This window comes from Microbacterium sp. MMO-35 (assembly GCF_037147555.1).
Lineage (GTDB): Bacteria > Actinomycetota > Actinomycetes > Actinomycetales > Microbacteriaceae > Microbacterium.
On record NZ_JBBCVH010000005.1, the window covers coordinates 300,171 to 322,146 of the forward strand.

Below are 21,976 nucleotides of genomic sequence, written 5' to 3' on the forward strand. Positions count from 1 at the left end.
CCGGATCAGGCCCTTTCGGCTTCGATGATCATCATGGTGGCCTTGGTGACGGCGACGGCCTTGCTCCCGACCTCGAGCCCGAGCTCGACGGCGGCTTCGGCGCTCATCAGCGAGACGATGCGGTGCGGGCCGCTCTGCAGCTCGACCTGCGCCATCAGCCCCTCCACGCGCACGGCGGTCACGAGGCCGACGAAGCGGTTGCGCGCGCTGCGCACCAGATCGTCGCCGGGATCCGGTTCGTTCGCGAGCGCCTTCGCGCGCTCGGCGAGCTCGGCGCCGGGCACGACCTGGTGTCCGGTGCCGTCCGTGGAGAGCGTGAGGATCCCGTCGGCGGCCCAGCGGCGCACGGTGTCATCGCTGACTCCCAGGAGGCTCGCGGCCTCGCGGATCCGAAAATGCGTCATGAGGATGACCATAGCGCCGCAGATGCGGAGGATCAAACAGATATACCGCGATGTGGAATGTGGATTCCGAAAAGTTGTGGACGGCGTGGGCGAACACTGTTACTGTCGACCCCAGCCCGAGGCCGCAACAGCCGTCTCGGGTGGGATGACAACCTAGCGGTTCGACGTACTTATCTCGAGGAAGGGCCCGAAGAGGGGCTCGACCGGAAGCCGTATCACTGCGACGACAGCAAGGAAGCTCTCCATGAACAGCACCCCTGTGCCTTCTCACAGCAGTGTGCCCTCGTCCGCCGCTGCGACGACGCCCGCCGAGTATCTCGCTCAGGCCGTCGCCCTCGCCACGGACAACGTCCGAAACGCCGGAGGTCCGTTCGGCGCCCTCGTCGTCTCGGCCGACGGCCGGGTCTTCGAGGGCGTCAACCGGGTCACCGCGAATCTCGATCCCTCGGCGCACGCCGAGGTGACCGCGATCCGCAACGCGTGCCAGCAGCTCGGCACGTTCGACCTCTCCGGCGCCACCCTCTACACGAGCTGCGAGCCGTGCCCGATGTGCCTCGCCACGTCGCTGTGGGCGCGCATCGACCGCGTCTACTTCGCGGCGAACCGCGACGACGCCGCCGATGCGGGCTTCGACGACGCGGTGTTCTACCGCTATTTCGAGGGAGGGCCCGAGGACAGGGCGATCATGCCCGTGAGCGACATCGCCCTGCCCGCTGAGGAGCGCGTCGCGCCCTTCACGGAGTGGAGCCTCACCACCACCCGCATCGAGTACTGACCCGAACCGAAGAAACCAGGAGCAGACAATGACGTCACCCACTCCCTCCCCCGACACCGAGGGCACGCCCGTCTCCTCAGGCGGCTCGCCGTTCTCCCGCACCGCGGAAGACCTGCCGCCCCTGAAGACGGGCACCAGCACCACCGTCGACGCCGAACCGAAGAACGCCTTCGACCGGTTCTTCGAGATCACCCGCCGCGGCTCGACCGTCGCCAGGGAGATCCGCGGCGGCATCGTGACCTTCGTCACGATGGCGTACATCGTGATCCTCAACCCGCTGATCCTCGGCGGCACGAAGGACGTCGCCGATCACGCGCTGCAGGCCGCGCAGATCGGCGCCGCGACCGGCCTCACCGCCGGAGTGATGACGATCCTGTTCGGCGTGATCGCCCGGCTGCCGTTCGCGCTCGCCGCGGGTCTGGGGATCAACTCCTTCCTCGCCGTGTCGGTCGTCGGCCAGGTCACGTGGCAGGAGGCCATGGGCCTCGTCGTCATCAACGGCGTGCTGATCGTGCTGTTCGGCGCCACCGGGATCCGGACCGCGATCTTCAAGGCCGTGCCGCAGGCGCTCAAGGCGGCGATCACCGTCGGCATCGGCCTGTTCATCGCCTTCATCGGCTTCGTCGACTCCGGCTTCGTGAACCGCACCCCGGCAGGACCTCCGGTGCAGCTCGGCGAGGGCGGATCGATCACCTCGGTGCCCACCCTCATCTTCCTGCTCGGCGTCGTCGTCATCGCGATCCTCGTGGCCCGCAAGGTGCCGGGCGGGATCCTGATCGGCATCGTCGCGACCACGATCATCGCGATCATCGCGCAGGCCGTGCTGCAGCTGGGTCCGTCCTTCAAGGACCCGAACGGATGGCACATGACCATCCCGCAGCTGCCCAGCACGTGGGTGACCGTCCCCGACTTCGGCCTCGTCGGCCAGTTCGACCTGTTCGGCGCCTTCGGACGCATCGGCGCGCTGTCTGCCACGATGCTCGTGTTCACCCTGGTGTTCTCGAACTTCTTCGACGCGATGGGCACCATGACGGGCCTCGCGAAGAACGCGGGCCTCGCGTACAAGGACGGCACGTTCCCGCGGCTGCGCTCCGCGTTCATCGTCGAGGGCTTCGGCGCGGTCGCCGGTGGTGCGACGTCGACCTCGTCGAACACCGTCTACGTCGACAGCGCCTCGGGCATCGGCGAGGGCGCCCGCACGGGGCTCGCCTCGCTCGTCGTGGGCGCGCTGTTCCTGCTGTCGATGTTCGTCACGCCGCTCACGCTGGTCGTGCCGATCGAGGTCGGATCCGCGGCGCTCGTCGTCGTCGGTGCGATGATGATGGCCCAGATCCGCGAGATCAAGTTCGACAAGTTCGCCGTCGCGCTGCCGGCCTTCCTCACGATCGTGACGATGCCGTTGACCTACTCGATCGCCAACGGCATCGGCGTCGGCTTCATCTCCTGGGCGCTGGTCAACGCGGCGTCCGGGCGGGCGCGCAAGGTGCACTGGCTGATGTGGGTCGTCGCCGCCGGCTTCGCGCTCTACTTCGTGCGCGGTCCGGTGGAGGCTCTGCTGCCGCACTGACGCCCGACGTCCGGGGCCCCGATCCGCATCCGCGGGTCGGGGCCTTCGGCGCGTGGTCACGGCGCTCCGTGCGCCGTTGTGCAGGGCGTCGGGTGCGGTATGCAGGACGACGGACTGAGTTTCGGAGGGCGGCGCCCGTGATTCCGCGGCATGGCGTCGACGATGATGTCGGCGGCCCTGCACAACGGCGGGGCGGCCCTGCACAACGGCGTCGATCGCTGCGCAACGTCAGCGCGGGATGCGCAACTCGGGCCACGCGGCGAGGTCGGCGGGCTCGTCGATGTCGTCGCCGCGGCCCAGGTCGCCGCACTCCACGTCGTCGACGAGGTGCCGGTTGCGCGCGATCCAGGTGCGCGCGGCCGCATCCCCGGTGGCGAGGGCGGCGGCGGAGCACAGGTCGGCGGTGTCGAACACGACGGGGTTGCCGGGACTCCCGCTCCACATCGCACGGGTCACGCGTCCCGGCTCGTGTGCGGCGAGCAGGCGGCGGATCACGGCGGCATCGACGCCCGGCTGGTCCACGAGCAGCACCACCACGGCGTCCGGCGGGGCATCGGCGACCACGAGGGGCAGCACGGCGGCGCGCAGCGAGGCGGACATCCCGAGGTGCGCGTCGTGCACCACGACCGCGCTCGCCGCGGGGCAGCGGGCCCGCAGCCAGCTCTGCACCGTGCCGCGGGCGGGGCCCACCGTCACGGCGACGGTGCAGCCCGCCTCCACCGCGGCACGGGCGGCGCGCGTGACGAGCACCTCGCCGTTCCACGGCAGCAGCGCCTTGGGCCCGCGGCCGAGCCGGGTCCCGCTGCCCGCGGCCAGCACGATCGCGTGCGGGTGCCGGCGGCTCATTCCGCGAGCCCTCGCGGAGCCGTCTCCTCGGTCGTCGAGCGAGCGGAGCGGGACGAGACGCGGTGCTCTCGCAGAGACCGCGTCTCGTCGCGGTCGCCTTCGGCGTCCTCGCTCGACGACCCTTCGGCATCGCGCTCCAGGATCGCGGCGTGGATCCGGTCCCGCGTGAACGGCGTCTCGGTCATCCGGATCCCCGTCGCGTCGCGGATCGCCGCGGCGAGCGCCGGGGCGATCGGGTTGAACGGCGACTCGCTCATCGACTTCGCGCCGAGCGGTCCGAGCACGTCCGAGGTCTGCGCGAAGTGCACCTCCGAGCGCGGGATGTCGGCGAACGTCGGCACGTGATACTGCCGCAGGATGTCCGTGGTCACCCTGCCGGACTCGTCCACCCGCACGATCTCGTGCAGCGCCGCACCGATGCCCTGGGCGATCCCGCCCTCGACCTGACCGCGGCACTGCTCCGGGTTGACCACGACCCCGGCGTCGGCGGCGTGGATCGACCTCAGGATCCGCAGCTCGCCCGTGCCCTCGTCGATCGCGACGCGGAAGCCCTGCACGTTGAAGGCGACCGAGCGCGGCGTGCCTCCCCAGTACCCCTTCTCCTCGAGCGGCTCTCCGCGCCGGGCTGCATCGTCGGCGAGGTCGGCGAGCGTCACCGACTGCTCGCCGCGGATCACGCGCCCGTCGATGAGCACGCACTCGCCGACGGGCGCGTCGAGCAGCTCCGCCGCGCGGGTCAGGATCCGCTCCGCCAGCGCGGTCGCGGCGGCGTGCGTGGCGCGGCCGGCGACGACGGTGCCCGTGGAGCCGAAGGCCCCGGTGTCATGCGGCACGAGATCGGAGTCGGACTGGCGCAGCCGGACGGTGCGGGTCGTGGTCCGCAGCACGGTCGCGGCGATCTGCTGGTGCACCGTGGACGTGCCGTTGCCGAACTCCGCCGTGCCCACGTCCAGGCCGAACGCCCCGTCGGCCTCGAGCCGGATCCTCGCGTGCGCGTGGTGCCCTCGCGGCGGGACCGTCGCAATCATCGCGACCGCGGATCCCTCCCCGAGCCGCCAGCCCGGGGCGAGTGCGGCCCGGTCGCCCGCGCGGTCCCGCGCCAGGCCGTCGCGCACGAGCCGGACGCACTCGTCGAGGCCGTAGCTGCCGATGATGAGATCCGGCTCCTCGTGCGCGGCGATCATCGCGTCGTCCCGCCCGATGAGGTTCGCGGCGCGGAACGCGAGCGGATCCGCGCCCAGCCGTCGGGCGAGCTCGTCGACGGTGGACTCGATCGCGAAGATCATCTGGCTCAGGCCGTAGCCGCGGAACGCGCCCGAGGGCACGGTGTTCGTGTAGACCACGTCGGCGTCGATCTTCTTCGCCGCGGCGCGGTACACGGCGATGGACTCGCCCACGCCGTGGAACATCACCCCGGGTCCGTGGTTGCCGTAGGCGCCGGTGTTGGAGCGCACGTCGACGCCGATGCCGGTGATCCGGCCGTCGGCGGTCGCGCCCATCCGCACCCTGATGCGGAACGGATGCCGCACGCTCGTCGCGGTCAGCACCTCCTTGCGGGAGAACTCGACGCGCACCGGACGGCCCGTCGCCATCGTCGCGAGCAGGGCCAGGTCCTCGGTGAACACCTCCTGCTTGCCGCCGAAGCCGCCGCCGACGCGGGCGGAGTAGACGCGCAGCCGTTCCTTGTCGATGCCGAAGATCCGGGCCAGGGTGCGCCGGGCGAGGAACGGCACCTGGGTGCTGCTGCGCACCACCCACCGGCCGTCCGGATCCTGCCAGGCGAGGGATCCGTGGGTCTCGAGCGCCGTGTGCGAGACGCGGTGGGTGTGGAACGTGCGCTCCTCCACCACGTCGCTCGCCGCGAGCGCCGCGGCGAGGTCTCCGACCTCGGAGCTCATCTCCATCACGATGTTGGCCTCTGCGCGGGCGACGCCCTCGGGGTCGGGCACGGATCCGCCCGCGGCCTGCGCCCGCTGACCTGCGGCGGAGGCCGCGCCGTGCAGTGCGAGGGTGCCGGGGTGATCGGCGAGCTCCGGGTCCGTGTTCGCGGGCAGGACCTCGTAGTCCACGACGACGAGACGAGCGGCGCGGTCAGCCGCACGCTGCGACTCGGCGACCACCAGCGCGACGCGCTGGCCCACGAAGCGCACGTACTCGTCGAACACCCGGGTGTCGGAGGGGTCGTCGGCCTCGATCTCGTGCTGCGCCGTCGAGAACGCGGTCGTGGGGGCGTCCTCGCGGCTGAGCACGCGGACGGCCCCTGGCTCCTCCAGCGCGCGGGTCGCGTCGACGCGCACGACCCGGGCGTGCGGGTGCGGGCTGCGCACCACGGCTGCGTACAGCAGCGGGGCGGGGAGCTCGTCGGGGTCGATGTCCATCGTGTAGCGGACGGTGCCGGTCACCACCCCGGTCGCTGCGGGGGCGCCCGTCGCGCGGCCGACGCCGCCGGCGCGGTCGTCGATGTTCACGGTGCCGCGCACCGCGTCCTCGATCGCGCGGTAGCCGGTGCAGCGGCAGATGTTGCCCTTGAGCGTGCGGCCGAGGTCCTCTTCGGCGCCCTCCGGCATCGAGGCGACGGTGCACACCATGCCCGCCGTGCAGAACCCGCACTGGAACCCGGCGGCGCGCCGGAACCGCTCCTGCACCGGATGCGGATCCTCGGGGGTGCCGAGTCCCTGGACCGTCACGATGTCGCGGCCGGCGGCGCGGTGCGCGGGGTACACGCAGCTGTGCACGGCGTCGCCGTCGACGATCACGGTGCAGGCGCCGCAGTCGCCGCCGTCGCAGCCCTTCTTCACTCCGGAGGAGCCCTGGCCGCGCAGCCAGGTGCGCAGGCACTGCCCGGGCTCGGGGGCCACGGCGACCGTGCGTCCGTCGACGGTCGCGGTCGGCCCGCCGGCGGGAGGCTCGTGCGAGAAACAACCGTCTGCGTGAGACATCGCCGCAGCCGTGGCGTCTCGTGCAGGATCCGGCGTCTCGCGCGGTGAGCGGTAGCCGGTCCCGATGTTCTCGGCGGTCATCGTGCCGTCCTCTCGATGCGCAGGTCGCCGGTGACCCGCCCGATCGCGTCGTCGACGCCGGTCGCGAGCCCCGGCAGCAGCTCGGCGAGGATCTCGTCGCCGAGGCGGTGCGTCATGCGGCGCCGCCAGGCGGGCTCGCCGTGGATGTCGTCGTACCAGCCGCGGGTGCGTCCAACCGCGGCGTCGACGGCCGCACGCCAGGCGGCGCCGTCCGCGGGGACGACCGTCCCGCCCTCGCCCGGATCCGCGGCGACGTCGAGCACGATCGGGTGGAACGTCGAGGCGGTCACCGTGAGGCGCAGTGCGGACGCGGACGTGCGGCGCGCGATCAGCAGGGCCGCGGAGCGCCCGCGCTCGGTCAGCGAGATGCGGCGGAACGCGGGCTCCTGCGCCAGCACGCTCCCCGGCACGACGAAGCTGCGGATCAGCTCGCCGTCCGTCAGGCGGGTGCGCGCGGGGCCCACGACGAGCTCGGCGACAGGAGTGCGGCGGGTGGTGCCGTCGGGGCGCAGGATCACCGCTGTCGCATCCCAGGCGCTGAGCACCGAGATCATGGGACCGGCGGGCAGCGCCGTGGCGACGTTGCCGCCGACGGTCGAGACGTTCCAGATCTTCCAGGAGGCGACGAACGCGTCGCAGGCCGGGGGGATGAGATCCAGCCCGGGCAGGCTCGCGCGGGGCATGCCGCCGGGGAAGGGGTCATCGGCGAGGGCGCGCAGGTCGGCGATCCGACAGGTGGCGGCGATCTCGAGCGCGGGCTCCTCCCCGGGCGCCGTCCCGTGCCAGGTGATCGGCGCCCAGCCGGCGGCGGTGATGTCGAGCAGGCGGGTCGGGGCGCCGCGGGTGATGTCGGTGCCGTAGGAGTAGATCACCGTGCCGCCGGCGAGCCACGAGTCGCCCGGCCGCCATCGTCGGGGATCGGCGCACATCAGCACCTCGTCGACGCTCGTCACATCCATGCGGCGTCCTCCGTGATCGCGGTCGCAGCGGCGTGTGCGGGGACGGCGGCGCAGCTGCGCCCTGCCGGAGTCCGGTCCCTCGGTGCCGGACGCCGGGCGGTGCGCCGGGAGTCGTGCACGTCGCCCGCGGTGTCGCGCAGCCGTACGGGAGAGATCGCGGCCGCAACCGTCGCGGATCCGGATCCGGACCCCGCCCTCGCGGCCGATTCGACGAGGATCAGCTCGGCGAGGATCGAGATCGCCACCTCGGCCGGGGTGCGCGCGCCGAGGTCGAGGCCGATCGGGGAGTGCAGCCGCTCGAGGTGCGCCGCGGTGAGGCCGCCGGCCCGCAGCTCCTGCACCCGCTTCTCGTGCGTGACGCGAGATCCCATCGCCCCGACGTAGGCGACGTCGCGCCGCAGGACCGCGTCGAGCACCGGCAGGTCGAAGCGCGGGTCGTGGGTCAGCACGACGATCGCGGTGCGCGCGTCGATGCGGCCGGCGGCGATCTCCTGCGCCAGATGCTCGGCGGGATGCGCGAGCACCACCTCGTGCGCACCGGGGTGGCGGTCGCGGGTCGCGAACACCGGGCGCGCATCGCAGACGGTGACCCTCCGGCCGAGCGCCGCAGCGGCCTGTGCGAGCGCCGCCGAGAAGTCGTTCGCCCCGTAGATGATGAGCCGTGCGGAGGTCGCGGTCGACTCGACGAGCAGGCGCCGCACGACGGGGCACTCGGGCGTGGACCGGTCGGTCACGTCGACCACGTGGGCGCCGCCGCTGCGCAGGGCGGCGCGGATCCGGTCGGCGGCGTGCCCGGCGGCACGGGCGACCTCCGCCGGCAGCTCGTCGCCGTCGAAGGCCGCGCAGAGCGGGTCGGGGCGCTGTGCGATCCCGAGCCCTTCGGCGGTGAGCAGGGCGCCGGCGGTGGTGTCGTGCAGCGGGAGGTCGCGCACCAGATGCGCGCGCCCGTCGACGCCGCCGAAGGCGCGCAGCGGCTGCACGAGCACGCGCACGTCGCCGCCGCACATCAGCCCGATCGAGAGGCCGTCGTCGTCGGCGTAGCCGAAGGAATGCAGCTCGGTCGCGCCGGAGTCCAGGCAGGACAGGGCGGCGTCCACGACGGCGCCCTCGACGCAGCCCCCGGAGACGGATCCGATCGTGCGGCCGTCGTCGCGCACCGCCATCGAGGTGCCGGCCGGGCGCGGGACGGATCCGGAGACCTCGACGATCGTCGCGATCGCCCAGCGGCCGGGGTCGGCGAAGCACTCCGCGTATTCGGGGATGCGGTCCAGCATGGGGCACCTTCCTCATCCAGGTGCCGGCCATCGGCGCCTGATCAGGGCGGTGCATCGGGACTCTGCGGGAGGAACCTATCTGGCGAGGAGGAACCCCGGGTCACAATCCACGGCGTCACCGCCTGGGATGCCCGGTAGATGGTTCACTGTCGTAACCCGCCTAGGCCTGGGACGATTCTACGGCCGTCCTCCGCGGAGAGCAAGGGGAAGATCCGCATAACGGATTTTGGTTTCCGTCATGCGGATTACTGACCGTCCGCACGGCGAGCGATTCCCGGCGTCCAGACAGGGCGGAGGGTCGGATCCGCGCTCCTCCGCCCTGCACGGTTAGCGTGGACCCGGGAGGACCCATGAACACCGATTCCGAGCTCCACGCCCGGCTGGACGAGATCTTCGCCGCGCGCGACCGCGCGCGGATGGCGCCGACGATCGCGGCGTTCCTCGAAGTGCTCGCCGAGCACCCCGACGATCCGGCGGTGCTCTACGAGGTCGGCGGCGCCTATGACACCGACGGTCAGGAGGAGACCGCGCTCGGCTATTACCGCCGTGCGATGGCGGGAGGCCTGGACGGGCGTCGGCTGCGGCAGTGCTACCTGCAGTCCGGCAGCACGCTGCGCAACCTCGGACGTCTCGACGAGAGCCTCGCCGCGTTCGACGAGGGCATCGCGCGGTTCCCCGAATCGGAGTCGCTCGGCCTCTTCCGCGCGCTCACCCTGCACGCGATGGGGCGGCCGAGCGCCGCGCTCGGAGCCGTGCTCACCGTGATCGCGGACCGGTTCCCGACCGCGGAGGTGCAGCGCTACGAAGCCGCGCTCCGCGGCAACGCGGCGTACCTCGCGACCCTGGACGACTGACCCGCACCGCGCCGAGCGCCGGTTTCGCCCGGCGGCCGCCCCGCCCGCCGCCAGGCTCGCCTCAGATGCGCCGCCCGCTGATGCTGAGGGCGCAGCCGAAGAAATGCCGACGCACCTCCACCTCGAGTCCGGGCTCGGCCCGGAAGGCCTCGACCGCCCGGGATCCGTCGCCGAAGCCGGCGAGGTAGCGGTGCAGCATCCGGTACTCGGTCGGATCCGTGAGCAGCAGCAGACCGGCGAGCGGCACGATCCAGCGCAGGTAGGTGCGGTATGCGGTGCGCAGCGGACCGCAACCCGGTTCGGTGATGTCGATGAAGGCGAAGGATCCGCCGGGGCGCAGGGTCCGGACGACCTCGGCGGCGAGGCGCTCCAGCTGCCCGGCGTCGAAGGTCTTCAGGCCGTACGCGCTGACCACGACGTCGAAGGAGGCGTCCTGCGACGTCCCCGCGAGCGCATCCTCCTGGCGCAGCCGCACCCGTCCGCCGAACCGTGCCCGGTTGCGGATGCGCGCCTGTGCCGTCATCTGCGCGGAGAAGTCGACGGCGGTGATCTCGGCCCGGGGGAGGCGGCGCTCGATCTCGGCCCAGGTCTCGCCCCGTCCGCTCATGAGGTCGAGCACGCGTCGCGGCGACCCGGTGGCCCGCACCAGGGAGAGCAGCTGGCGCCGCCACAGCGCCGAGAACCCGAGCGACAGGACGAGGTTCATCCGGTCGTATGACGACGCCATGCGGTCGAAGAGCCGGCGCACGTCCGCGGGCTCGTAGAGCGGGTCGGCCGCGCGGCAGAGGGCGAGGGGCGGGCGGCGCAGGAGGTCGGTCATGGGGCGACTCTAGCGGGTGAACTGAACATGTTCAATAAAGCTTCGCGCGTGCACACGCGACCCGCCGGGCCTGCGGCTACTCCGCGACGGCCGCCTCGTCGATGAGCTGCAGGATCCGGGCCGCGACGCTCACCGCGATCACGGCCGGCTGCTTGCCGGACACCTCGGGGATCCCGATCGGCGTCGTCACGCGCGCCAGGTCGGCGTCGGTCTGGCCGAGCTCGCGCAGCTTCTTCTGGAAGCGCGCCCACTTCGACGCGGAACCGATCAGCCCGATGGATCCGACCTGATCCGAGCGCAGCGCCTGGTCGACGACCGCCAGGTCCTCGACATGGTCGTGGGTCATGACCAGCACGTGCGCGCCGGGGGTGAGGCCGGCGAGCGCCGCTTCGGGGACAGGGGCGTGCACGACCCGCACGCGGGCGACCGCGTCGCCGAGCACGCCGCTGCGCCCCGGAGCGCCGATCCGCTCCTCGGCGAGCATCTCCGCGCGCGAGTCGACGAGGACGAGCTCCAGCTCGTGCCGGGCGAGGATGCGGGCCAGTTCGAGGCCGACGTGGCCGAGCCCGAACACGGCGACCGAGGGGGTGACCCGGATCGGCTCCAGCAGCATCGTGACCTCTCCTCCGCAGCACTGCACGCCGTACTCGGTGACGGCCTTGTCGCTGAGCGTGAGTGCGAGCAGCTCGGGCTCGGCGGAACCGCCGGCGAGCATCCGGCGCGCCTGCTCGATCGCGGTCTGCTCCAGGTTGCCGCCCCCGACCGTGCCGTGCACGGAGTCGGGGGAGACGACCATCTTCGCCCCGCCGTTGCGCGGGGCGTGGCCGCGCACCGTCGCGAGAGTCACGATCACGGCGGGGATCCGCCGCGATCGCAGCTCCTGCAGCGCGTCCAACCAGTCCATGGTGTTCCTTGTTCTTCCGAGTCGTCCCCCTCAGCACGACCTATCGCCCGTGCTGAGGGGGACGACTCGGAGGTGGGAGAGGGGGGGAAGAGAGGTCAGTCGCCGGCGGCGGTCACGAGGGGGCGGTCCGCGGCGGGCGCCGGTGCGGCCTCGACGCCCGCGTCCTGCGCGGCGCGGACGGCCCAGAACACGGCTTCGGGCGTCGCCGGGGACGCGAGCTCGACCGAGTGCCCCTCGGGCCCGAAGGCGGCGACCGCGTCCCGGAGCGCCTCGCGGGCGCTGAACGCGAGCATGAACGGCGGCTCGCCCACGGCCTTGGATCCGTAGACCGCGCCCTCCTCGCGCGCGTTCTCGAACAGCCGCACGTGGAACTCCTCCGGCATCTCGGAGAAGCTCGGCAGCTTGTACGTCGAGGCGGACTGCGTCTGCAGCCGGCCGCGGTGCGGTCCGTCGCTCTCGTCCCAGCGCAGCTCCTCGAGCGTCAGCCAGCCCACGCCCTGCACGTACGCGCCCTCGATCTGACCGATGTCGAGCATCGGGGAGAGCGAGTCGCCCACATCGTGGATGATGTCGACCCGGCGCACCCGGTAGGCGCCGGTGAACTCGTCCACCTCGACCTCCGTCGCGGCCGCGCCGTAGGCGAAGTACTTGAACGGGGATCCCTGCATGATCTCCGGGTTCCAGTGCAGGCCCTCGGTGCGGTAGTAGCCCGCGGCGAACAGCTGCACGCGCTGGAAGTACGCGGCCTTGACGACCTCGCCCCAGGAGACGCGGTTCACCGGAGCGCCGAGCGCCGTCACGAAGCCGCCGCCGAAGCGCACGTCGCGCTCGTCGACGCCGAGCATGCGCCCCGCGACCTTGGCGAGCCGGTCGCGGATCTGCTCGCAGGCGTTCTTCACCGCGCCGCCGTTGAGGTCGGCGCCCGAGGACGCCGCCGTGGCGGAGGTGTTCGGCACCTTGTCGGTGCGGGTCGGGGCGAGGCGCACCCGGTGCAGCTCGACGCCGAGCGCCGTCGCCGCGACCTGCAGCATCTTCGTGTGCAGGCCCTGGCCCATCTCGGTGCCGCCGTGGTTGACGAGGATCGAGCCGTCCTTGTAGACGTGCACGAGCGCACCGGCCTGGTTGAACGCGGCGAAGTTGAACGAGATGCCGAACTTGATCGGCGTCATCGACAGGGCCCGCTTGACGTGCGGACTGGTCTCGTTGAACCGCGCGATCTCCTCGCGTCGGGCGGCCACCTCGGCCTCGTCCGAGAGCTGGCCCCAGATCGTCTCCAGCCGGCCCGCGTCCTTCACGAGCTGCCCGTACGGGGTCGTCTGGCCCGGCTGGTAGAAGTTGCGCCGGCGCAGTTCGAGCGGATCGATCCCGAGCGTCGGGGCGACCCGACCCAGGATGTCCTCGATGAGGAAGACGCCCTGCGGCCCGCCGAACCCGCGGTAGGCGGTGTTCGAGGTCTTGTTGGTCTTCACGATCTGCCCGTAGGCGTGCACGTTGGGGATCCAGTAGGAGTTGTCCAGGTGGCAGAGCGCACGGCCCAGCACGGGCTCGGACAGGTCGATCGACCAGCCGCCGTCGCAGGTGAGGGTGGTGTCGAGCGCCTGCAGCAGCCCGTTCTCGTCGAAGCCGACCTTCCATGTGATGTGGAAGGGGTGCCGCTTCCCGGTCATCGTGATGTCCTGCGTGCGATTCAGGCGCAGCCGCACCGGGCGGCCGGTGAGCTTGGCGCCGAGGGCCGCGATCGCCGCGAATCCGTGCGGCTGCATCTCCTTGCCGCCGAAGCCGCCGCCCATGCGCAGGCACTGCACGGTGATCTCGTTCGCCGGGATCCCGAGCACGTGCGAGACCAGATCCTGGGTCTCGGTCGGGTGCTGGGTGGAGCACTGGATGAAGTACTGCCCCTCCGAGTCGCGGATCGCGAACGACGCGTGCGTCTCGAGGTAGAAGTGCTCCTGGCCGCCGAACTCGGTCACGCCCTCGAAGACGTGCGCCGAGGCCGCGAGACCCGCCGCGGCGTCGCCGCGCTGCACCGTGCGCGGGGTGCCCTGGAACGACTGCGCGGCGAGCGCGTCCTGCACCGTGATGAGCGAGGGCAGCGGCTCGTACTCGACCGTCACGCGCTCGGCGCCGAGTCGGGCGGCCTCCTGCGTCTCGCCGAGCACCCAGACCAGGGCATGGCCGTAGAACATGGCCTCGCTCGGGAACAGGGGCTCGTCGTTGCGGATCCCGGCGTCGTTGAGGCCGGGGACGTCGTCCGCCGTGAGCACGCGCACGACGCCGGGCACCTCGTAGGCGCCGGACACGTCGACGGTGACCTTCGCGTGCGCGTTCGTGGACTGCACCGGCCAGGCGGTGAGCACGCCCGCGGTCTGCTCCGCGATGTCGTCGGTGTACATCGCCGCGCCCGTGACGTGCAGGGCGGCGCTCTCGTGGGCGGCGCGCAGGCCGACGACGGGGTTCTCCGGGCGGTCGGCGAGAGTGCTCATGCCGACACCTCCTTCGATGCGAGAGTGGTCTGACTGTAGAGCTTGAGCAGCGCGGTGCCGAGCATGTGCGAGCGGTACGCGCTGCTGGCGCGGTGATCGGACATCGGCGTGCCCTCGCCGCGGAGCACCTCGGAGGCGGCCTTTACCGTGGCGATGTCCCAGGGCCTGCCGATCAGGGCCTCCTCGGTGGCGCGGGCGCGCAGCGGGGTGGCGGCGACGCCGCCGAGGCCGATCGTGGCGCCGGTCACGACCCCGCCGTCGATGTCGAGCGCGAACGCGACGGCGACGCTGGAGATGTCGTCGAAGCGGCGCTTCGCGATCTTCTGGAAGGCGGTCGTGGTCGCCAGCGGCAGCGGGATCCGGATCGCCTTGATGAGCTCGTCGGGCTGCTTGACGGTCTGCCGGTAGCCGGTGAAGTAGTCGGCCAGGTCGACCTCGCGCTCGCCGGCGACCGAGGCGAGCACGACGCTCGCGCGCAGCGCGAGCAGGGCCGGCGGGGTGTCGCCGATCGGGGAACCGGTGCCGAGGTTGCCGCCCAGCGTGCCGCGATTGCGGATGAGGCGCGAGGCGAACTGCGGGAGCAGCTGCGCGAGCAGCGGGACGCGTCCGTCCAGCCGCTTCTCGATGTCGGAGAGCGGGAGTGCGGCGCCGATCTCGACGTAGCCGTCCGCGCCGGAGGCGACGTCGTCCCCGACGGTCAGGGTGCGCAGCTCCGGCAGCTGCTCGATCGCGACGACGAGCGGGGCGCGACGGCCGCGGATGTTGACCTCGACGCCCCAGTCGGTGGATCCGGCCACCAGCAGCGCATCCTCCTCGTCGTGCAGGATCCGCAGCGCCTCGGCCAGAGTCGCGGGGCGGACGAAGCGCGCCCCGTCGACCTCGGCATCGGTCGCGACAGGCTGCGGCGCGGGCTCGGCGAGTCGCTGCTGCAGCGGGTCGTCGGCCTCGGGCGACCCGAGCGTGTAGGCGGCGTCGCGGATGGGGCGGTAGCCCGTGCAGCGGCACAGGTTGCCGCTCAGCGCGTGCAGGTCGAAGCCGTTCGGCCCGTGCTCGGGGTCGTGGACGGGGCACGACTCGTCGGCCGCGTCGGCCGCGTGCCGGTCGGCGCGGTAGTACTCGCCCGCCATGCTGCAGGCGAAGCCGGGCGTGCAGTAGCCGCACTGCGATCCGCCCGCCTCGGCGAGCTTGGACTGCACGGGGTGCAGGTCGTCGGGGGAGCCCAGGCCCTCGGCGGTGACGACCTCCTGGCCGTCGAGTGCGTACACGGGCACGAGGCAGGCGTTGACCGGGGTCCACGCCGTGCCGCCGTCGGCGGTGGGCGTGGCGAGCAGCATCGCGCAGGCGCCGCATTCGCCCTCCGCGCAGCCCTCCTTGCTCCCGGAGAGACCGGTGTCGCGCAGCCAGTCCAGGGCGGTCGCATGCGCCGGGGTCCCTGCGAGCGGGCGCAGTTGTCCGTTGACGGTGACGGCGATGTCGGTCATGCGAATCTCCTCGATTCCGGCGACAGTGTGCGAAGCGGCTCGGGCCGTGCCTCTGTGAGACGGAGCCTAGGCCCGGGGGCCTCCGCGTGGGGGTCTTTCTCCTGTTGAGAGGAGCGCAACGCTGTGTGGTCAGGCGTCGTCGCCTTGGCCTTACCGCCAGTAGATTCGCGCTGTTTCCGGTATACGGAAACCGTGTTCCGAAAACATCGCCAGCCTAGGCCGACGGACACGGGTCCGTCAAGGGTGGACGGCCGAGCGCGTCGTGCTCAGTGCGCGTTCGTCGCGCTCGAGATGTCCGCCACGACCTCGCGCAGCACCGGGATCGCCTGGTCCGCGAAGTCCTCGCCGACGCGCGACACGGGGCCGGAGATCGAGACCGCGGTCAGCACCGGCATGCTCGGCACGGCCATGGCGAAGCAGCGCACGCCGATCTCGTGCTCGCCGTCGTCGACGGCGTATCCGCGTTCGCGGCTGAGGGCGAGATCCGCGAGCAGGGCGTCGATGGTGTCGAGCGAGCGCTCGGTCGAGTGCGGCATGCCGGCGCGGCCGATGATCTCGCGCACCTGGTCGTCGTCGAGCTGGGCGAGGATCGCCTTGCCGACGCTCGTGGAGTGCAGCGGGGCGCGTCCGCCCACCTCGGTGAACATGCGCATGGCGTGCGGCGACGGCGCCTGCGAGACGTACACGACGCTGTCGCCGTCGATCGTGGCGAGGTTCGCGGTCTCGCCGAGCCGTGCCACGAGCGACTTCAGCTGCGGCATGGCGAGCTGGCCGAACTGCCGGTTCGCGACCTCTCCCAGCCGCACGAGCTTCGGACCGAGCGCGTATCGCCGATTGGCGAGCTGGCGCGCATAGCCCTCGGAGACGAGCGTGCGCAGCAGGCGGTGGATCGTGGGCAGCGGCAGCTCGGCCGCCGTGGCCAGCTGGCTGATGGTGGCGTCACCGCCCGCATCCGCGATGAGCTCGAGCAGGTCGAACACACGGGAGACCGACTTGACGCGCTCCGGACCCTCGGTGGCCATGCGGATCCTCTCGCCTCGCGATCACCGGCGCAGGATATCCGCATGCCGGAAGATGATTCCCGAGCAGAGTATCCCACGCCGGCAGAGACCGGGCCCGGCCTTCGTTCATCGAGGCGTGCGGCCACCGGTCGAAGTCATCGACGGAGTCGCCCGCACGCGCCCATCGCCGTGCGCGGTGGACGGCCGTGCGATGAGGGACGGACTATTGGTCGTGGCGAGTGTATTTCCCCGGGCGATCGTGGACGGAGTGTCCCGGCGGAGGAGCCTGGTCCGCGTGATCGGCGTCGGTGTATGCGCCCTTGGTCTCGAGGTCCGGCCCCGTATCCTCGGTCCGCGTGTACCGGCCGCGCAGGGATCTGCGCGACGTCGGCTTGCCGTCGATGTCGGTGTACTGTCCCTCGTCTTCGTCAGCGGGTTCGCCCGTGCGGCCCGTTGCGACTTCCTCGTTCATGGTTCCTCCTCGGAGGACGGCTCGTCGCCCTGGGAGAAGCGTACGTCCGCGATCGCCGGGACGTCAGGGTCGCGGGCGAATGTCCATGTCGCGCTCAGCCGGGGGAGGGCTCTGCCGTAGACGCCGTCGGCTCAGACGGCGAGCGTCACGCCCCACTGCACGGTCCAGGGCTCGCCCGGATCCAGGTGGCGGAGTCCGCGGCCGGAGTTGAACGCCTCGGCGGGCGCCGACATGGGCTCGAGGGCGACCACGAGCTCCTGACCGGGGTAGCTCGTGCTCGTGTACGCCTGGAGGTAGTCCAGTCCCGTGCCCTGCCAGAGCGTCACGACGCGACCGTCCGGAGCGGTGAGGGTGCTGTGCACGCGCCCGTCGTCCTCGCGGCGGAGCGTGGCGAAGCCCGTGTCGAGCTGCACGTCGGCGAGGCGCCGGGGCGTGCGCAGATCGGTGCCGTCGGAGACCGGCGACTCGCCGATCGGCAGCAGGCGGTCGTCCGTCTCGAAGAAGGCCTCGGCGGGGATGTGCAGCAGCAGCTGCTTCGGATCCGCGCCCGAGACGGTGAGGAAGGGATGCGTGCCGAGCGCGACGGGGGCCGGATCCGCGGAGCGGTTCACGATCGCGTGCTCCGCGGTGATGCCGTCGGGCCCGAGCGTGTAGCGCACGCTCGTCTCCAGCAGATAGGGGTAGCCGATCTGCGGCACCACGTCCGCGCGCAGCAGCACGCTCGCGTCGCTCTGCTCCGCGATCTCGTAGGCGGTGTAGCGCAGCAGCCCGTGGATCGCGTTGTTCAGCTTCGGTTCGGTGATCGCCAGCGCCCTGGTCTCGTCGCCGTCGATCCAGATCCCGTCGCGGATCCGGTTCGGCCAGGGCACGAGGACGACGCCCGCGCAGGACGGGGCGGGACTGTCGTCGGGGTAGGGCGGCACGACGGTGGTGCCGCCGATGACGAGGTGGCGCAGCGAGGCGCCGACCTGCGAGATCTGCGCGTGGACGCCCTCCGCGTCGAGGTGGATCTGGACGCCGGTCGGAGTGGTCATGCCGCCATCGTAGGACCGGCGGGCGTCGTGGCGCCCGTCGGTGTCGGCGATCTTCCGGGACGGAGGGGGCTCCCAGGCGGCTCGGCTAGGATGGGGGCGTCGGCTTCGGGCGACCGCGACCTCCGGGATCCCCGGCGGGCGCGGTGCTGCGTTTGTGTGTGAGCCCAGGGGCCGATGGTGAGTTCGGCGGACGTCGCCGAGCGCTTCATCCATCACATGAATGGCCCCCGGCCGACGACTGCCCGGGTATCCCCGCGCCCCACGAGGGCGGCGGGGCGCTGTTCTCGTGCGAGAACCAGACAAGGACATACCCGTGCCCAAGAACCACAAGCCCAAGGGCGGACGCCCGGCGGCGAACTTCGAGCCCCGCTACGCGAAGAAGACCTCCTTCCACGATCGCCACAACCAGGGGCGTCCGTCGCGCGACGGCGACTCCGGCCGCGGCGGCTACGACCGCGACGCCCGTCCGGCCCGCGATGACCGCCGCGTGGACTCGCGTCCCGGCAGCCGCTCCCCGAACCACCGCGGCTACCGGCCCGAGCCCGCCGCCGGCGAGCGCGCCCCGAAGCAGCGCTGGTCCGCGCAGGAGCGCGCCGGTCGCGACGAGTCGCGCGCGATCCGCAACCGTGCCGAGTCCGGCCGCATCGACGCCCCGCACCGCCGGGACGAGCGTCCCCGTTTCGATCGGGACGAGCGTCCGCGCCGCGACGACCGTGCGCGCTACGACGACCGCGCCGGCCGGACCGAACGTCCCCGTTTCGACCGGAACGAGCGTCCGCAGCGCGACGACCGTCCCCGTTACGAGGACCGTGCCGGTCGGAACGAGCGCCCGCGTTACGACCGGAATGACCGGCCGCAGCGGGACGACCGTCCCCGTCATGACCGGAACGAGCGTCCGCAGCGCGACGACCGACCGCGTTACGAGGACCGTGCCGTCCGGACCGACCGCCCGCGTTACGACCGCAGCGAGCGTCCGCAGCGCGACGACCGTCCGCGTTACGACCGGGACGACCGTCCCCGCCGCGACGACCGGAACGAGCGTCCGCGCTTCGAGCGGAACGAGCGTCCGCGTTTCGACCGGGACGACCGTCCCCGCCGCGACGACCGGCGCACGGCGCGTCCGGCGCGCGACGACTGGAACCGCGGCACGGACCGCGCGCCGAAGCAGGAGCAGCTGGAAGACGTCGTGCACGAGCGCCTCGAGGCGCAGACGGTGCAGGCGGCGGAGGTCGCGGACGTGACGTTCGCCGACCTCGGACTCGGATCCAACATCGTCGAGATCCTCGCGAACATGGGCGCCGAGACGCCGTTCCCGATCCAGGCCGCGTCGGTGCCCGCCGTGCTCGAGGGCCGCGACGTGCTCGCCCGCGGGCGCACCGGATCCGGCAAGACCATCGCCTTCGGCGCCCCCCTCGTCGAGAGCATCCTGCAGTCGCAGAAGGGCAAGAAGCGCGAGTTCGGACGCGCGCCGCGGGCGATCATCCTCGCCCCCACGCGTGAGCTGGCGCTGCAGATCGATCGCACGGTGCAGCCGATCGCGCGCAGCGTGGGGCTGTTCACCACGCAGGTCTACGGCGGCGTGCCGCAGGCCCGCCAGGTCGGCGCGCTCAAGAAGGGCGTCGACATCGTCATCGGCACCCCCGGCCGCATCGAGGACCTCATCAACCAGGGCAAGCTCGACCTCTCCGACGTGCGGATCGCCGTGCTCGACGAGGCCGACCACATGTGCGAGCTCGGGTTCGTCGAGCCCGTGCAGCGGATCCTGCGCCACACGGGCACCGCGCTTCCCGGCGGGGCCTCCAGCCAGAAGCTGCTCTTCTCGGCGACGCTCGACCGCGAGGTCGCCGCCCTCGTCGACGAGTTCCTCGTGGATCCGGCCGTGTTCGAGGTCGCCGGCGAGACCCAGGACTCCGGCACGATCGAGCACCGGGTGCTCGTCATCGAGCACCGGGACAAGCCCGAGATCCTCGCCTCCCTCGTCGATCGTGACGGGCGCACCCTCGTCTTCTCGCGCACCCGCGCCTTCGCCGAGCAGCTCGCGGAGCAGTTCGAGGACGCCGGGATCCCGGCGGTCTCGCTGCACGGCGATCTGAACCAGGCCAAGCGCACCCGCAACCTGCAGAAGCTCACGTCCGGCCGCGTGAACGTGCTCGTCGCGACCGATGTCGCCGCGCGCGGCATCCACGTCGACGACATCGACCTCGTCGTGCAGGCCGACGCCCCCGACGAGTACAAGACGTACCTGCACCGCGCGGGCCGCACCGGGCGCGCCGGCAACGCGGGCCGCGTCGTGACGCTGATCACCCGTCAGCGCCGCCGCCGCATGACCGAGCTGCTCGACCGCGCCGAGATCGACGCGCCGTTCGAAGAGGCCCGCCTCGGCGACGACCTCATCGAGGAGATCGCCGGTCGCGTGCCGACCGCGGCCGATCTCACCTCCTGATCGCGACGCACCCCGAGCGACACGAAGGGCCGAGGGGCGAGGATCCTGGATCCTCGCCCCTCGCCCCTCGGCCCTTCGCCGTCTCAGAGGTCCAGGACCCAGTCGTTGCTGAGGAGCACGCCGCCGCGGAACGGGAACGGCGTGGTGCCGCGCAGGACGAAGCCCGCGCGACGGCAGAGCGCATTGGACGGCGCGTTGTCGACCGACGGATAGGCATGGAGCTCGTCATGTCGTCCGTCGGCACGGACCACGCCGATGAGCTCGTGAAGCGCCAGCCCCGCGTAGCCGTGGCCCTGGTGTTGCGGAAGAACTCCCCATCCGGTCTCCCAGGCGACCTTCTCGCCCTCGTGGATCTCCCAGTAGCCGATCGATCCGACGGGCTCCGACCCGTCGACGATCACGAGCATCCGCCCCGGCAGGTCCTCCTTCAGGTAGCGGAGATGTCGCTGCTCCAGCTCCTCCGCGCTCTCGGTCGTGACGAGATGCGCCGTCATCTCCGGGGTGTTGAAGGCATCGAGCAGCGGTCGGTCTCCGGGTTGCCAGGGGCGGAGGTTCACCATGGGGCGACGGTATCGGCCGGCACTGACATCGGGTCGAGACGGCCGCAACAGGGCCCCGACGACCGCGTGGATCCGAACCTAGGAATTCGAGCAAAATATCTTGCTACATCTCGGGATCCTCGGTGGGCTCCCAGGAACAGTGATGCAGGATCGTTACCTTGTACGCCCGACCCGAGGGCGTTGCGCCGCTACCCGAGCGGCCCCGAGGACTTCAAGGATCGTTACTTCGTCATGTCGAGAAACCCGTTCTTCCGCTCTGCCCGTCGCAAGACCGTCACCATCGTCGGCGCCGCCGCCGTGCTCGGAGCCCTCGCCGTCGGCGGGGCCGTGCTCGTCGCGCCGACCGTCGCCGCCGCCGCTCCGGCGATCGCCCAGGTCGACGACGTGACCGCCTACAACCAGCGCTCGCAGGTGCGCGCCGCGCTCGACACCGCGAAGACCGCGATGAGCGATGCCGCCGCCGTGAACGCCGACGTGAAGGCGTCGGGGCTCGATCTCGGGCAGGGGCGCAAGATCGTCGACGTGACCGGTCTCCGCTCGGCGCACGAGGTGCTGTCCGACGCGGCGTCCGACAAGGCCGCCGTGCACACCGACCTCGCCGTCGCGGTCGCCGACTACTCGGAGAAGGTCGAAGCGCAGGTGACCGAGGTGCGCGGCAACCTGAACAACGCCGTCGCGCAGAAGCAGGCGGCGGACGCGGCCGCGGCCCAGGCCGCCGCGGAGGCCCAGGCAGCCGCGGAGGCGCAGGCTGCCGCGAACACCCCGGACGGTGCCCGCGCCACCGCGCAGCAGCTGATGGCCAGCGAGTACGGCTGGGGCGATGACCAGTTCCAGTGCCTGAACTCGCTGTGGAACAAGGAGTCGGGTTGGGATTACCAGGCCTACAACCCGTCCGGTGCGACCGGCATCCCGCAGGCGCTGCCGGGCGACAAGATGGCGACCATCGCCGACGACTGGGCCACCAACGCGACCACGCAGATCAAGTGGGGCCTCGGCTACATCTCCAGCGTGTACGGCACTCCGTGCTCGGCCTGGGGTCACTCGCAGGCCACGAACTGGTACTGAGCCCGGATCCGGCA

At 71.9% G+C, this 21,976-nt stretch carries 18 protein-coding genes; 5 read left to right on the plus strand and 13 right to left on the minus strand.

Annotated elements, in window-relative coordinates; translation table 11 throughout:
• Positions 1–5: 5 nt before the first annotated feature.
• A complete protein-coding gene (locus tag WFJ01_RS12945; RefSeq protein WP_251447462.1) occupies positions 6–404 on the minus strand; it encodes a TOBE domain-containing protein in 399 nt (132 codons plus the stop codon).
• Between the two features lie 244 nt (positions 405–648).
• On the opposite strand from WFJ01_RS12945, the gene WFJ01_RS12950 reads away from it, so the two are divergent.
• Positions 649–1,179, plus strand: coding sequence for a nucleoside deaminase (locus WFJ01_RS12950; protein ID WP_251447459.1), 531 nt, complete (start codon positions 649–651; stop codon positions 1,177–1,179).
• A gap of 28 nt (positions 1,180–1,207) precedes the next feature.
• The gene (locus WFJ01_RS12955) at positions 1,208–2,746 is read left to right on the plus strand and encodes an NCS2 family permease (protein ID WP_251447456.1); all 1,539 of its coding nucleotides are present in this window, start codon (positions 1,208–1,210) and stop codon (positions 2,744–2,746) included.
• A 228-nt stretch (positions 2,747–2,974) separates the two neighbouring features.
• Here the strand turns inward: WFJ01_RS12955 and WFJ01_RS12960 are convergent, their stop codons facing one another.
• The 4 genes from WFJ01_RS12960 to WFJ01_RS12975 all read right to left on the minus strand — a co-directional run bounded on the left by WFJ01_RS12960 (position 2,975) and on the right by WFJ01_RS12975 (position 8,845).
• Positions 2,975–3,592 carry a nucleotidyltransferase family protein gene (locus WFJ01_RS12960; RefSeq protein WP_336629256.1) on the minus strand — a complete coding sequence of 206 codons (618 nt, stop codon included), beginning with the start codon at positions 3,590–3,592 and terminating at the stop codon, positions 2,975–2,977.
• On the minus strand, positions 3,589–6,531 hold the full coding sequence (locus WFJ01_RS12965) for a molybdopterin-dependent oxidoreductase (RefSeq protein WP_442928049.1): 2,943 nt from the start codon (positions 6,529–6,531) through the stop codon (positions 3,589–3,591). Before WFJ01_RS12965 ends, WFJ01_RS12960 begins: the two co-directional genes overlap by 4 nt.
• A gap of 77 nt (positions 6,532–6,608) precedes the next feature.
• The gene (locus tag WFJ01_RS12970; protein ID WP_336629258.1) at positions 6,609–7,571 is read right to left on the minus strand and encodes an FAD binding domain-containing protein; all 963 of its coding nucleotides are present in this window, start codon (positions 7,569–7,571) and stop codon (positions 6,609–6,611) included.
• Positions 7,562–8,845 carry an XdhC family protein gene (locus WFJ01_RS12975; protein WP_336629259.1) on the minus strand — a complete coding sequence of 428 codons (1,284 nt, stop codon included), beginning with the start codon at positions 8,843–8,845 and terminating at the stop codon, positions 7,562–7,564. The genes WFJ01_RS12970 and WFJ01_RS12975 overlap by 10 nt, the downstream gene beginning before the upstream one ends.
• 350 nt (positions 8,846–9,195) lie before the next feature.
• Here WFJ01_RS12975 and WFJ01_RS12980 point away from each other — a divergent pair, with 350 nt between their 5' ends.
• A complete protein-coding gene (locus WFJ01_RS12980; protein ID WP_251447440.1) occupies positions 9,196–9,699 on the plus strand; it encodes a tetratricopeptide repeat protein in 504 nt (167 codons plus the stop codon).
• Positions 9,700–9,760: 61 nt separating this feature from the next.
• On the opposite strand, the gene WFJ01_RS12985 is transcribed toward WFJ01_RS12980, so the two are convergent.
• From WFJ01_RS12985 to WFJ01_RS13015, 7 genes are all read right to left on the minus strand, one after another.
• Positions 9,761–10,519 carry a class I SAM-dependent methyltransferase gene (locus tag WFJ01_RS12985; protein WP_336629260.1) on the minus strand — a complete coding sequence of 253 codons (759 nt, stop codon included), beginning with the start codon at positions 10,517–10,519 and terminating at the stop codon, positions 9,761–9,763.
• A 76-nt stretch (positions 10,520–10,595) separates the two neighbouring features.
• Complete coding sequence (gene xdhC, locus WFJ01_RS12990) at positions 10,596–11,423, minus strand: xanthine dehydrogenase accessory protein XdhC (protein ID WP_292887765.1); 828 nt, start codon at positions 11,421–11,423, stop codon at positions 10,596–10,598.
• Between the two features lie 95 nt (positions 11,424–11,518).
• On the minus strand, positions 11,519–13,906 hold the full coding sequence (gene xdhB, locus WFJ01_RS12995) for a xanthine dehydrogenase molybdopterin binding subunit (RefSeq protein ID WP_336629261.1): 2,388 nt from the start codon (positions 13,904–13,906) through the stop codon (positions 11,519–11,521).
• Positions 13,903–15,387: a xanthine dehydrogenase small subunit gene (locus WFJ01_RS13000; RefSeq protein WP_336629262.1), complete on the minus strand. Its 1,485-nt coding sequence runs from the start codon at positions 15,385–15,387 to the stop codon at positions 13,903–13,905. The genes xdhB and WFJ01_RS13000 overlap by 4 nt, the downstream gene beginning before the upstream one ends.
• Positions 15,388–15,653: 266 nt before the next feature.
• The gene (locus WFJ01_RS13005) at positions 15,654–16,409 is read right to left on the minus strand and encodes an IclR family transcriptional regulator (RefSeq protein WP_251447430.1); all 756 of its coding nucleotides are present in this window, start codon (positions 16,407–16,409) and stop codon (positions 15,654–15,656) included.
• A gap of 202 nt (positions 16,410–16,611) precedes the next feature.
• Positions 16,612–16,860, minus strand: a complete 249-nt coding sequence (locus WFJ01_RS13010; protein WP_251447428.1) for a hypothetical protein — start codon at positions 16,858–16,860, stop codon at positions 16,612–16,614.
• A gap of 131 nt (positions 16,861–16,991) precedes the next feature.
• Positions 16,992–17,894: an aldose 1-epimerase family protein gene (locus WFJ01_RS13015; RefSeq protein WP_336629263.1), complete on the minus strand. Its 903-nt coding sequence runs from the start codon at positions 17,892–17,894 to the stop codon at positions 16,992–16,994.
• 313 nt (positions 17,895–18,207) lie between these two features.
• Here WFJ01_RS13015 and WFJ01_RS13020 point away from each other — a divergent pair, with 313 nt between their 5' ends.
• Positions 18,208–20,337 (plus strand): DEAD/DEAH box helicase, encoded by a 2,130-nt coding sequence (locus tag WFJ01_RS13020; protein ID WP_336629264.1) that lies wholly within the window; start codon positions 18,208–18,210, stop codon positions 20,335–20,337.
• Between the two features lie 83 nt (positions 20,338–20,420).
• Here the strand turns inward: WFJ01_RS13020 and WFJ01_RS13025 are convergent, their stop codons facing one another.
• Positions 20,421–20,897, minus strand: coding sequence for a GNAT family N-acetyltransferase (locus WFJ01_RS13025; protein ID WP_336629265.1), 477 nt, complete (start codon positions 20,895–20,897; stop codon positions 20,421–20,423).
• Positions 20,898–21,128: 231 nt separating this feature from the next.
• On the opposite strand from WFJ01_RS13025, the gene WFJ01_RS13030 reads away from it, so the two are divergent.
• Positions 21,129–21,962: a phospholipase gene (locus tag WFJ01_RS13030; protein WP_292887745.1), complete on the plus strand. Its 834-nt coding sequence runs from the start codon at positions 21,129–21,131 to the stop codon at positions 21,960–21,962.
• Positions 21,963–21,976: the final 14 nt, after the last annotated feature.